Source organism: Limimaricola hongkongensis DSM 17492 (genome assembly GCF_000600975.2).
Taxonomy (GTDB): Bacteria; Pseudomonadota; Alphaproteobacteria; order Rhodobacterales; family Rhodobacteraceae; genus Limimaricola; species Limimaricola hongkongensis.
Window position 1 is genome coordinate 594,365 of record NZ_KK088650.1, and the last position, 11,974, is coordinate 606,338.

At 70.2% G+C, this 11,974-nt stretch carries 13 protein-coding genes; 6 read left to right on the forward strand and 7 right to left on the reverse strand.

All coding sequences use genetic code 11. The features are described 5' to 3' along the window. Positions 1–6: 6 nt before the first annotated feature. The 4 genes from LOKHON_RS07505 to LOKHON_RS07520 form a co-directional block, all read right to left on the reverse strand. A complete protein-coding gene (locus LOKHON_RS07505; protein ID WP_017929003.1) occupies positions 7–744 on the reverse strand; it encodes a transporter substrate-binding domain-containing protein in 738 nt (245 codons plus the stop codon). A gap of 41 nt (positions 745–785) precedes the next feature. After that, complete coding sequence (locus tag LOKHON_RS07510) at positions 786–1,574, reverse strand: ABC transporter ATP-binding protein (protein WP_017929004.1); 789 nt, start codon at positions 1,572–1,574, stop codon at positions 786–788. Between the two features lie 113 nt (positions 1,575–1,687). Further along, positions 1,688–2,134 carry a tellurite resistance TerB family protein gene (locus LOKHON_RS07515; protein WP_017929005.1) on the reverse strand — a complete coding sequence of 149 codons (447 nt, stop codon included), beginning with the start codon at positions 2,132–2,134 and terminating at the stop codon, positions 1,688–1,690. 42 nt (positions 2,135–2,176) lie between these two features. Next, the gene (locus LOKHON_RS07520; RefSeq protein ID WP_017929006.1) at positions 2,177–2,962 is read right to left on the reverse strand and encodes a 23S rRNA (adenine(2030)-N(6))-methyltransferase RlmJ; all 786 of its coding nucleotides are present in this window, start codon (positions 2,960–2,962) and stop codon (positions 2,177–2,179) included. Between the two features lie 166 nt (positions 2,963–3,128). On the opposite strand from LOKHON_RS07520, the gene LOKHON_RS07525 reads away from it, so the two are divergent. From LOKHON_RS07525 to LOKHON_RS07535, 3 genes are all read left to right on the forward strand, one after another. Further along, entirely contained in the window at positions 3,129–3,908 is a 780-nt protein-coding gene (locus LOKHON_RS07525; RefSeq protein WP_017929007.1) for a MipA/OmpV family protein, read from the forward strand. Between the two features lie 79 nt (positions 3,909–3,987). After that, positions 3,988–4,467: a GNAT family N-acetyltransferase gene (locus LOKHON_RS07530; RefSeq protein ID WP_017929008.1), complete on the forward strand. Its 480-nt coding sequence runs from the start codon at positions 3,988–3,990 to the stop codon at positions 4,465–4,467. Between the two features lie 93 nt (positions 4,468–4,560). After that, the gene (locus tag LOKHON_RS07535; RefSeq protein WP_017929009.1) at positions 4,561–5,028 is read left to right on the forward strand and encodes a lysozyme inhibitor LprI family protein; all 468 of its coding nucleotides are present in this window, start codon (positions 4,561–4,563) and stop codon (positions 5,026–5,028) included. 57 nt (positions 5,029–5,085) lie between these two features. On the opposite strand, the gene LOKHON_RS07540 is transcribed toward LOKHON_RS07535, so the two are convergent. Both LOKHON_RS07540 and secG read right to left on the reverse strand, forming a co-directional pair. Beyond that, positions 5,086–6,729, reverse strand: coding sequence for a CTP synthase (locus LOKHON_RS07540; protein WP_017929010.1), 1,644 nt, complete (start codon positions 6,727–6,729; stop codon positions 5,086–5,088). Positions 6,730–6,902: 173 nt separating this feature from the next. Beyond that, on the reverse strand, positions 6,903–7,262 hold the full coding sequence (gene secG, locus LOKHON_RS07545) for a preprotein translocase subunit SecG (protein ID WP_017929011.1): 360 nt from the start codon (positions 7,260–7,262) through the stop codon (positions 6,903–6,905). A gap of 174 nt (positions 7,263–7,436) precedes the next feature. Between secG and LOKHON_RS07550 the strand changes: the two genes are divergently transcribed. Beyond that, positions 7,437–8,729, forward strand: coding sequence for an adenylosuccinate synthase (locus tag LOKHON_RS07550; protein WP_017929012.1), 1,293 nt, complete (start codon positions 7,437–7,439; stop codon positions 8,727–8,729). A 13-nt stretch (positions 8,730–8,742) separates the two neighbouring features. After that, a complete protein-coding gene (locus tag LOKHON_RS07555; RefSeq protein WP_017929013.1) occupies positions 8,743–8,979 on the forward strand; it encodes a DUF2842 domain-containing protein in 237 nt (78 codons plus the stop codon). Positions 8,980–9,062: 83 nt separating this feature from the next. Here the strand turns inward: LOKHON_RS07555 and LOKHON_RS07560 are convergent, their stop codons facing one another. Next, entirely contained in the window at positions 9,063–11,114 is a 2,052-nt protein-coding gene (locus LOKHON_RS07560) for a hypothetical protein (protein ID WP_162561767.1), read from the reverse strand. A 137-nt stretch (positions 11,115–11,251) separates the two neighbouring features. Here LOKHON_RS07560 and LOKHON_RS07565 point away from each other — a divergent pair, with 137 nt between their 5' ends. Next, entirely contained in the window at positions 11,252–11,929 is a 678-nt protein-coding gene (locus LOKHON_RS07565; RefSeq protein ID WP_017929015.1) for a thiamine diphosphokinase, read from the forward strand. Positions 11,930–11,974 lie beyond the last annotated feature (45 nt).

Genomic DNA, 11,974 nt, shown 5'->3' on the forward strand with positions numbered 1-11,974 from the left:
GTCAGGTCACTCGAAGGTCTGGGCGTCTTCGCCGAACCATTTCACGATCAGCTCGTTGAGCGAGCCGTCATCCTTCATCGACTGGATCGCCGCGTCGAGCGTGTCGCGCAGCGCGCCGTCGCTTTCGCGCAGGCCGACACCGAGACCGCCGCCGAGTGGGACGTCGTCGCCCACGAAGACCAGCTCGCCGCCCGAGGCTTCGACGATCGGCACGAGGAAATCCTTGTCGGCAAAGATCGCGTCGGCTTCGCCGTTGCGCACCGCGGCCACGGCCTCGTCGGGGGTGGCGAACTCCAGCAGCGCCGCGCCGCTATCGGCGACGTGGCCGGCCTGGATCGTGGTGGCCTGCGCCGAGACGACGCCGCCGGTCAGGTCCACGTCCTCGGAGGGCGCGGCATAGGCCGAGGCGGCGGGCGGGTAGTAGTTCTGCGTGAAGTCGATCACCTCGTCACGCTCGTCGGTGATGCTCATGCCCGCGAGGATCGTGTCGTAGTTGCCCGAGACGAGGTTGGGGATGATCGAATCCCAGTCGTTGGTGACCCATTCGCAGGTCAGCTCGGCGCGCGCGCACAGCTCGTCGCCCACCTCGCGCTCGAAGCCGTCGACCTCGCCCGCATCGTTGAGGAAGTTGTACGGAGGGTAGGCGCCCTCGGTGCCCAGACGGACGGTTTGGGCGTGGCTTTCGGCCAGCGCGGCACCGGCGCTCAGCGCGAGCGCCGCGGTCGTGAGGATCAGCGTCTTCATCTTGGGGTGGTCTCCTGTTGGGAAAGATACCGTGCCCGCTCTCAGGCGGGCTGCGGATGCGGGGCGGAATGCGACAGGAATTGTTGCAGCCGCTCTGATTTCGGGTTGCCGAACAGCTCGGCGGGCGGACCCTGTTCCTCGATCAGCCCCTGGTGCAGGAACACCACGTGATCGGCCACGTCATGCGCCATGCGCATGTCATGCGTCACGATGATCATGGTGCGGCCCTCATCGGCCAGATCCTTGATCACCCGCACCACCTCCTGCTCCAGCTCGGGATCGAGCGCGGAGGTCGGCTCGTCGAACAAAAGCGCGCGCGGCTCCATGCACAGCGCGCGGGCGATCGCGGCGCGCTGCTGCTGGCCGCCCGAAAGCTGCGCGGGCCAGGCATCGGCCTTGTCGCCGATGCCGACCTTCTCGAGATATTCGCGGGCCTTGGCCTCGACCTCGGCGCGGGGCCGACCGAGCACCGTCACCGGCGCCTCCATGACGTTCTGCAGGATCGTCATGTGCGCCCAAAGGTTGAACTGCTGGAACACCATGGCAAGGTTGGTGCGGATCCGCGTGACCTGTTTGGGGTCGGCGGGGCGGCGGTTGAGCCCCTCGCCCTTCCAGCGCACCGGCTCGCCCTCGAACAGCACCTCGCCCTGCTGGCTGTCCTCCAGCAGGTTGCAGCAGCGCAGCAGCGTCGACTTGCCCGAGCCCGACGATCCGATCATCGACACGACGTGGCCCGCGGGCGCGCTGATATCCACGCCCTTGAGCACTTCGAGCGCCCCGTAGGACTTGTGCAGGTCGCGGATCTCGATAACCGGCTTGGTGTCGTTCACGTGTTCTCAGGCCCCCTGTCTGGCGTGCGAGTAGGGGACAGTTTGCGCGAAAATGCAACGGGGCGCGCGCGGCTGACCCAGCGTCAGAAACGCCACGGCAGATGGTCGGAAAGCTAGGAGGTGCCGCGCTCAGCCGCGCGTTGCCGGGCATGGGCGCTGTCGGGGTCCGACACGCCCAGCATCGGCGCCACCATCCGCATCAGCGCGTCCTCCTGCGCATCGCGCTCGCCGTCGGCCAGAACCACCTCCCACAATGCCTCGATCACCGCGATGCGGTCCTCGTAGCTCACCGCGTCCTTGATGGCGCGGGTGAAGCGGACGGTGTCGGGGGCCTCGGCCTCCATGATCTCGCAATCCGCCCGCAGCCGGATCGCGGCATCGCTGTCGAGGGCAAAGCGCGTCGCGAGGATGCGATCGATGCGCTCGGCCTCCTCGACGCTGTAATCCCCGTCGGCGCGGGCAAGCCGCACCAGAAGCGCGCCCAGCGCAAGTCGCGCATCGGCATCGGGGAGCGGCTCGGGGCCGGGGGCGGTGAGGCGGCGAAGGAGATCTGCGAACATGGGGCGAATATAGACGCCCGCGCGGCGGGGGAAAGGGGGCGTTCAGCCCTGCGGCGCGAGCGTGGCGAAGCGGGTCGAAAGCCACTGCGCCTGTGCATGAAAGCCATAGGGCGGGTTGACCACGAACAGCCCCGAGCCGGTCATGCCATGGCCCGCGCGGGCGGGCGGGAACGTCACCTCGTGGCGCACCCCTTCGGGCAGGTCGCGCTCCAGCGCGCGCAGCATGGCGGCATGGGGCGCATCGCGCAGGATCGGGTACCACAGCACGATGCAGCCCACCGGCCATCTCTTGGCGATGCGCCGCACCGCCTGCGGGATGGCGCGGTACTCGTCCTTGATCTCCCAGCTCGGATCGATCAGCAGCAGGCCGCGCCGGGGCTCCGGCGGGGTCTGGGCGATGGCCATCTCGATCCCGTCGCGACGGTGCACCTTGGCGCGCTGGCCCATCCCCGCCTGCAGCGCCGCGTGCTCTTGCGGGTGCAGTTCGGCCAGATGCATCCGGTCGTCGGCCCGCAGGCTGCGCGCCGCGATCTCGGGCGAACCGGGATAGGCGAGGGGGCCGTGTTCGGCGCGGGTCTCGGCGAGGATGCGGGCATAGGGGTGATCGGCCTCGAACCAGTCCGCCACCTTGAGGATGCCCTGCGCCGCCTCGCCAGTCTTTGCGGCCTCGGCGGCGTCGAGCCGGTAGAGCGCGCGGCCCGCATGGCTTTCGATGTAGCTCAGGGGCTTGGGCTTTCGCGTCATGTAGCCCAGCATCCAGGCCAGAGCCGCGTGCTTGTGCACGTCGGCGAGGTTCCCGGCATGGTAGGCGTGCTGGTAGGATAGCATCGGGATCTCCTTCGCCGACCGGACTAGCCGTGGGGCGCGGGCGGGGCAAGCCGTGGCCCCCGTGCCGCGCCGGTGCCGCGCCCGTGCCACGGCACCCCGCCGATCGTTTGCCTTGCGGGGCGGGCGGGGTATGTCTGGGACAACTCGCACCGAAAAGGACCCGCCCATGCGCCGCCTGCCGCTTCTCGCCCTCGCTCTCGCCCCCATGCCCGCCATGGCCGGCGCGCTCGACCAGCCCGTGGCCGCGCCGGTCGCCACCGTCGTCCCGCAGCCCGCCGCCCCGGCGCGCCGGCTCGCCTTCACCCTGCGCGGCGGCGTAAAGGTGTCGCCCGAATATTTCGGCGCGGAGGATTACGAGACCGGCCCCGATTTCGGTTTCTCGATCGACCGGATGCGCTTCGGACCCTTCGACATCGGCAGCGACGACCCCGATTTCATCTCCGAGGGCTTCGGCATCCGGGGCGCGTTCCGCTTCATCGGCGAACGCGACGCGGATGACGTGGAGAACGTCGCCGGTCTCGACGACATCGACGCGGCGCTGGAGGTCGGTCTCGGCCTGTCCTACGACACGCGCGCCTTCGGCGTCTTCGCCGATCTGCGGCGCGGTTTCGGCGGGCATGAAAGCTTCGTGGCCGAGATCGGCGCCGACGCCTATTTGCGCCCGAACGACGCGCTGACGCTGCGCGCGGGCCCGCGCGCGCTCTTTGCCGAGGATGATTACGCCCAGACCTATTTCGGCGCGCCGGGGTTTCAGGCCGATGGCGGCCTGATTTCGGTCGGGGTCGAGATCGGCGCGATCTATGCCTTCGACGACACTTGGGGGCTCGACGGGGCGATCACCTATGAACAGCTGCAAGGCGATGCCGCCGACAGCCCGATCAGCCTCGATGACGACCAGTACACCGCGCGCATCGGCCTGACCCGCAAGGTCGATTTCCGGTTCTGAGACCGGCGTTACACGGCTCCGGCCTCCTCTTGGCGGAGGGGGCCGGGGCAATCGCTTCTGCGGCCGAGGGGGCAGGGCCATGACGATGACGATCCGGCAGGTGCCGGCCCACGAAGCGATGCGCCTGCTGCCGCTGCTCCGCCAGGGGCAGGCGTTTCACGCGGCGGCGTTGCCGGACGTGTTTCGCACCGACCAGGGCGATGCCGAGCTTGGCGCCTATCTGGAGGAGTGGCTCGCCGGCGACGGCGTCGTGGCGCTCGCGGCGCTGTCGGAGGCGGGCGCGGTGATCGGCTGCGCGGTGTTCGAGATCGAGGAGGTGGCCGAGCGGCCGCTGCTGCGCGCGCGCCGCAACGGGCTGCTCAAGCATATCGTGGTCGATGCCGATCATCGCGGCGCCGGGATCGGCACGCGGCTGGTCGCGGAGGTGAAGGCCCGGCTGCGCGCCGACGGGATCGGGCGGGTGCGGGCGCATCACTACGGCTTCAACGCCGCCTCGGCGGCGATGCTGCGCCGCGCAGGTCTCGTGCCGCATGTCGTGACCGTCGAAGGCGACACCTGACGGGCGCGGCCTCGGTCCCGACCGGACGCAGGCGCAAGAGATCCGCGGGAATCGTGCTAGGCTGCACGCCTTGCAGTTTAGCGGAGTTCTGCCATGTCACGCCTGATTGCCATTCTGCTGATACTCACCTTCGCCGCGCCGCTCGGTGCCCAGAGCTCGCCCGGTTCGCACGACATCGCCCGCGTCGGGGAGTGCGTCCAGACCCATGCCGCGCGCGGCTCGCAGGCGCAGGTGCTGTCGCGCTGCACCGAGATCATCGCCGGGGCCTGCCGAGGCGGCACCACGATCGAGATCGCCGATTGCCTGATGCGCGAGACCGCCGCCTGGGACGCCTGGCTCAACGCATGGTGGGCGCCGATGCGCGCGCGGGCCAAGGCCAACGGCACATGGGATCGGCTGCTCGCCTCGCAGCGGCGCTGGATCACCGAGCGCGACGCCGAATGCCACCGCGCCTATGACAGCGCCGGCGGCGGATCGATCCGGGTGATCTATGGCGCCGCCTGCCAGCGCGACCTCACGGCGCGCAAGGCGGTGGAGTTCTATTTCAGCCTCTACCGCTGAACGACAAGGGCCAGCCCGAAGGCTGGCCCTGTCATCGGCGTTCAGGCAGTGCGGGCTTCAGACCAGCCGCGAGGTTTCGACCGCGGCGCGGATGAAATCGGCAAACAGCGGGTGCGGCGCGAAGGGTTTCGACTTCAGCTCGGGGTGGAACTGCACGCCGATGAACCACGGGTGGTCCTTCCACTCGACGATCTCGGGCAGGCGGCCATCGGGCGACATGCCCGAGAAGCACAGACCCTTGCCCTCCAGCGCCTCGCGATACTTGATGTCGACCTCGTAGCGGTGGCGGTGGCGCTCCTCGATCCGGCTGGCGCCGTAGACCTCGGCCACCTTCGAGCCTTCGGTCAGCGCGGCGGTGTAGGCACCGAGGCGCATCGTGCCGCCCTTGTCGTCGGCGACCGTGCGCTCGACCACGTGGTTGCCCTGGATCCATTCCTTGAGGTGATAGACCACCGGCTCGAAGCGGCGCTTGCCGGCCTCGTGGTCGAACTCCTCGGACCCGGCGGTCTTGAAGCCCGCGACGTTGCGCGCCGCCTCGATCACCGCCATCTGCATGCCGAGGCAGATGCCGAGATAGGGGATGCCGCGCTCGCGCGCGAATTGCGCGGTCTTGATCTTGCCCTCGGTGCCGCGCTCGCCAAAGCCGCCGGGCACGAGAATCGCGTGGTAGCCTTCGAGATAGGGGGCCGGATCCTCGCGGTCGAAGACCTCGCTGTCGACCCACTCGACCTTGACGCGGACCTTGTTGGCCATGCCGCCATGGGTCAGCGCCTCCTTGATCGACTTGTAGGCGTCCTCGAGCTGCACGTATTTGCCGACGATGGCGACGCGGACCTCGCCCTCGGCATGGGTCAGACGCTCGTTCACGTCGTGCCAGCGCGCGAGGTTGGGTTTTGGCGCGGGCGCGATGCCGAAGGCGTCGAGCACGGCCTGGTCGAGCCCCTCGCGGTGATAGGCCAGCGGCGCCTCGTAGATCGACTTGAGATCGTAGGCCGCGATCACACTCTCCTTGCGCACGTTGCAGAAGAGACCGATCTTCTCGCGCTCCTTTTCGGGGATCGGGTGCTCGGAGCGGCAGACCAGCACGTCGGGCGCGATGCCGATCGAGCGCAGCTCCTTGACCGAGTGCTGCGTCGGCTTGGTCTTCAGCTCGCCGGAGGCGGCGACGTAAGGCAGCAGGGTCAGGTGCATGAAGATGCACTGGCCGCGCGGGCGCTCCTGGGCGAATTGGCGGATCGCCTCGAAGAAGGGCAGGCCCTCGATGTCACCCACCGTGCCGCCGATCTCGCAGAGCTGGAAGTCGACCTCGTCGGCGCCGACCGAGAGGAAATCCTTGATCTCGTTGGTGACGTGCGGGATCACCTGGATCGTCTTGCCCAAGTAGTCGCCGCGGCGCTCCTTCTCCAGCACATTGGAATAGATCCGGCCCGAGGAGACAGAGTCGGTGCGCCGGGCGGCGACACCGGTGAAACGCTCGTAATGGCCGAGATCGAGGTCGGTCTCGGCGCCGTCATCGGTGACGAAGACCTCGCCATGCTCGAACGGGCTCATCGTGCCGGGATCGACGTTGAGATAGGGGTCGAGCTTGCGCAGACGGACCGTGTAGCCACGCGCCTGCAAGAGCGCGCCCAGCGCCGCCGAGGCCAGTCCCTTGCCGAGCGAGGAGACAACGCCGCCGGTGATGAAGATGTAACGCGCCATGGTCGGAAGTACCCCGTGATCGTCGAATGAGCATCAAATGGAAGACTGCCGCGAAACGTTGGTTTCGCGGCATCACGGGATTTGAGGATATCCGGATTCGGCCCGTGACCGCAACCGGGGGCGCTAGATCATGTGGCCGAATTCGGCCGACGCCCAGTGGTTGTGGATCGGGTTTACTCGGCCAGCGGCACGACGGGGCCGTCACCGGCCGAGGGCGGCAGCAGGCTGTCGCCCAGATCGGTCGCGGGCGCGCCCTCTTCGGTCTCGGTGCCGCCGGTCAGCCGGTCGAGCACGGAGCCGCCTGCCGAGTTTTCGGCGGCGATGATCGTCAGCGCGATCGAGGTGATGATGAAGGCCGCGGCGAGACCCCATGTGATCTTGCCCAGCGCGGTCGCGGCCGCGCGGCCCGACATCACGCCGCCACCGCCGCCGCCGCCCATGCCGAGGCCGCCCCCTTCGGAGCGCTGCAGAAGCACCACGCCGATCAGCGACAAGGCGAGGATCAGGTGGACGATCAGGACGACGTTTTCCATGCGGACCTCTGCGTGCGGCGGGGGATGGGTGGAACGCGCCGTATCTAGAAGAGGGCGGCCCCTGTCGCAACCCCGAAGTGGGTCCGAGGGGCGCGCCCGGCCAGTTTGCGGTTTCGCGGCGGCGCGCGTGACGCTATAGCGACGCCGGATTGAAAGACCGGAGAGGGTACGTCCATGGCGAATGTGGTGGTCGTCGGCACCCAGTGGGGCGACGAAGGCAAGGGCAAGATCGTGGACTGGCTGTCCGAGCGGGCCGACGTGATCGCGCGGTTCCAGGGCGGGCATAACGCGGGCCATACGCTGGTCGTCGGCGGCGAGGTCTACAAGCTGCACGCGCTGCCCTCGGGCGTGGTGCGCGGCGGCAAGCTGTCGGTGATCGGCAACGGCGTCGTGCTCGACCCGTGGCACCTGCTCAACGAGATCGAGGGCATTCGGGCGCAGGGTGTGGACATCACGCCCGAGACGCTGATGATCGCGGAGAACACGCCGCTGATCCTGCCGTTCCACGGCGAGCTGGACCGGGCCCGTGAAGGCCAGAGCACGGTGGCCAAGATCGGCACCACCGGGCGCGGCATCGGCCCGGCCTATGAGGACAAGGTCGGCCGCCGCGCGATCCGCGTCGCCGATCTCGCGGACGACGCGACGCTGGAGCTTCGGGTCGACCGGGCGCTGGTGCATCACAACGCGCTGCGCGCGGGGCTCGGCCTCGAGGCGATCGACCGCGACGCGATCATCGCCAAGCTGCGCGAGATCGCGCCCGAGATCCTGAAATACGCGGCCCCCGTCTGGAAGGTGCTGACCGAGCGCCGCCGCGCCGGCGAGCGGATCCTGTTCGAAGGCGCGCAGGGCGCGCTTCTGGACATCGATTTCGGCACCTATCCCTTCGTCACCTCCTCGAACGTGATCGCCGGGCAGGCCGCCACCGGCACCGGCGTCGGCCCGAACGCGATCGATTTCGTGCTCGGCATCGTCAAGGCCTATACCACCCGCGTCGGCGAAGGCCCGTTCCCGACCGAGCTCGACGATGATGACGGCCAGCGGCTCGGCGAGCGCGGTCACGAGTTCGGCACCACCACCGGGCGCAAGCGCCGCTGCGGCTGGTTCGACGCCTGCCTCGTGCGCCAGACCTGCGCCACGAGCGGTGTCTCGGGCATCGCGCTGACCAAGCTCGACGTGCTCGACGGTTTCGAGACGCTGAAGATCTGCACCGGCTACGAGCTCGACGGCGAGCGCTACGACTACCTGCCGACCGCCGCCGACCAGCAGGCGCGCTGCACGCCGGTCTACGAGGAAATGCCGGGCTGGTCGGAATCGACCGCCGGGGCGCGCAGCTGGGCCGATCTTCCGGCGCAGGCGATCAAATACATCCGCCGCATCGAGGAGCTGATCCAGTGCCCGGTGGCCATGGTCTCGACCAGCCCCGAGCGCGACGACACGATCCTCGTCACCGACCCGTTCTCGGACTGAGGGGGCAGGGCCGATGGCGCGCAAGCTTTCGATCAAGGCGCGGCGGCGGTTGTCGCTGCTGATCCTGCTGGTGGGCCTGCCGGGCTACATCGTGGTGGCGATCACGCTGGTCGGGCTGTTCGACCGGCCCTCGATTCTCGTGGAGCTGGCGATCTACGTGGTGCTCGGCATTCTCTGGGCGCTGCCGTTCCGCAGGATCTTTCTCGGGATCGGCAAGGCCGACCCGAACGAGGACCGCGACGACGGCTGAGCCGCGCAAGAACAGGCCAACGCAAAAGGGGCGGCACCGCGGTGCCGCCCCTTTTCATGACGATCCCTGTGGCCGTGCCGGTGTCAGCCGGCCCGGCGCTCGGGGTTGAAGCGGCTCGATTGCGCGACCGAGAAGCGGCCGCTGCGCACGCGGGTCAGCGCGCCTTGCCGCAACAGCGTGCCAAAGCTGCGCAACCCGTCCTCGCGGCTGATCGGGTCGGGGCTGGCCTCGCGGACCCGCTCCATCAGCTGCGGGCGCGAGAAATCCTCGGCCCCTTCGACGAAGGCGGTATAGGCGGCGGCGGCTTCGAGCAGCTCGGACAGCTCCTGCGCGCCCATCCGCGCCGCGAAGGCGGTGAAGCTCTCGGAGGGCTGCGGCGCGGGCTCGGCGGCCACGGTCTCGGCCACCGACACCCGGCGCGGGCGCACCGGGGCGGGGCGCTCCTGCGGGGCCGTCTCGGTGACATCGACCCGCTGGGCCGCGACCAGCTTGAGCGGCGCGGGGCGGGGGCGTTCGGGACGCGCATCGGCGGTCTCCGCCGCGTCCTGGCCCGGACGGGCCGGGCGGCGGGGACGGACGGCCTGGCGCAGATCGTCGCGGAAGGCCTCCTCGACCTTGGCGGGCTGGTCCACCTCGCCCAGTTGCCGCGCGGCCTCGGTGGCGGCGACGGCGGCCTTGAGCTGCGAGATCGACTCGCGGCGACGACCCGATTCGGGATCGGCCATGCGGGCATCCGTCGCCGACATGATGCGCGACATGTCCGCCTCGTCGGTTTCGAGCGTGCGATGGGCGGCGGGCTGCCCGGCGTCGTCCTCGGCGGCGGGCGTGTCGTGCTCGGAGTGGTGCTTGGGGCGGGCTATCGGATCGACATGCTCCTGCTCATCGCCGGTCAGCGCCGACACGGCAGCCGCGATGGCGTCCTCGTTCGTGTCCTCGTTGGTATCTGGGGCTGCGGCCCGGTCCGGGCCGGTGTCGGTCATCTCCACCGAGGCCGGGCCGTCGCGCTCTAAACCCATCTCGCGCTCCAGCGCCGCCAGCTCCGCGAGCAGGGCGCGCTCGGCATCGTCCGGCAAACCGGCCTCGCCCTGCGGCTCCGGCGCCTCCGCGCCGGTGTCGACCAGGACTTCGGCGCGGTCTTCGGCCGGGGTTTCGGCCTGGGCACGCGCGTGGGGGGCGGGCTGCGCTTCGGCCATTTCGCGTGCTTCAACGGACGCCGCCTCGGCCTCGGTCCGGGCCTTGGCGCGCGTCTCGGTGTCCTGCCGCGCGGCGGTGTCGGTGTCGGTGTCGGTGTGCGCCGCTTCGGCCTCCGGCGCCTCGCTCAGCGCCTGATGCGCGCTGCCACGGGCGACCGCGCGGTCGAAATCGGCCTTGCGCATCCGCACCACGCGGGCGCGGGGCTGTTGGGCCCGGGCTTCGCTGGCGGGCGCGTCCGGTTCCCCGTCGACGGGGCTGGCAGGCGCGGCTTCGGCGGCGGGCTGCGGAGTGTCGGCTCTGGAAGACCGGGCAGGGGCGGTGTCGAACATCCCGGCCGCGCCTTGCTGCGGCGCGGGGGCGATGTCTTCCTCCTCGTCCTCCGTGGCAAGCGACGGCTGGCGACCGACCACGGCGCGGATGCGCTGCAGCTTGGCCGCGACGCTGTCGCCGTCGGGGGCCGGGCGCGGCTGGGCCGGGGCGGTCCCCGCGGCGCGCGGGGCGGCGGGTTCGGGCTGCGGGGCGGGGTCGTCTTGCGACACGGGGTCGGGCTGCGCGGTGGGCACGGGCTTCGCGGCGGGCACGGGCTGCGGTGCCGCCTCCTGTCGCGTCTCGGGCGCTGGCGGCGCGGCGGGGGCGGGTCGGGGCGCGGGCTGCGGCGCGGCCTCGGCGGTCACGGGCGGCAGGGCCTGCGCGGCGCGCAGCACGATGCCGCTGGCATCGCTGCGGGTCTCGACCCGGCGGGCGGCCTCGCGCTCGGCGATCCGGGCCAGCATCTCGGCATCCGGCGTCGGTGGCTCGGCCCCGAAATAGCGGTCGTCGGACGCCAGGTCGCGGAAATACTCTGCGATGGCCTTCATCGTGTCGAACGAGTCGTCGAACCCCTCCAGCGTGCAGGAGAACGTGCCGTAGGACACCGTGAGTATCTTGCCTGATCCAACCATCTGAGTGCTCGCTTTCTACCCTGTCCGTCCCGATGTAGCAGGGAATGGGTTTGAAACGGGATCACGACATGGGTGGCCATGGGATGATTTCATGGCAAAACCGCGGCGGACCGTTCGATGCGCGGGGATGATGGGAGATGGCCATGGCGATTGTCCAGAGCGGCGAGGCGGTGACGCTTCTGGGGGGCGGCGCGCTCGGCGCGGACGACCTGGCGCTGGCGCTGGCGCGCGCGCCGCGTCTGGTGGCCGCCGATGGCGGGGCCCGTCATGCCGCCGCGGCGGGGCAGGCGCCGATGGCGGTGATCGGCGACATGGACAGCCTCGGCGATGCCGCCGCGCGTTTCGCCGACCGGCTGCACGAGATCGCCGAACAGGACAGCACCGATTTCGACAAGGCGTTGCGCAACATCGACGCGCCGCTGGTGCTCGCCGTGGGGTTCACGGGCGGGCGGCTCGATCACGAGCTGGCGGTCTTTCACGGGCTGGTGGCGCGGCCCGAGCGGCGCTGCCTGCTGATCGGGGCCGAGAGCCTCGTGTTCCTCTGCCCGCCCCGGATCGGGCTCGATCTCGCGCCGGGCACGCCGTTCTCGCTGTTTCCGATGGGAGAGGTCGGCTGCGTCTCGCAAGGGCTGCGCTGGCCCACCGCTGGCATCGATTTCGCGCCCGCGCGGCGGGTCGGGACGTCGAACGAGGTGACGGGGCCGGTGACGCTGCGCTGCGACGCGCCGCTGATGCTCGGCCTTGCGCCGCGCGCGGCGCTCGACGCGGTGATCGCGGCGCTGCTTGCCGCGCCGCGCGGCTGGCCCGCCCGCTAGGCGCGAGGTCAGCCCGGCGCGCGGGCTTGCGGGCTTTGCAAAGCC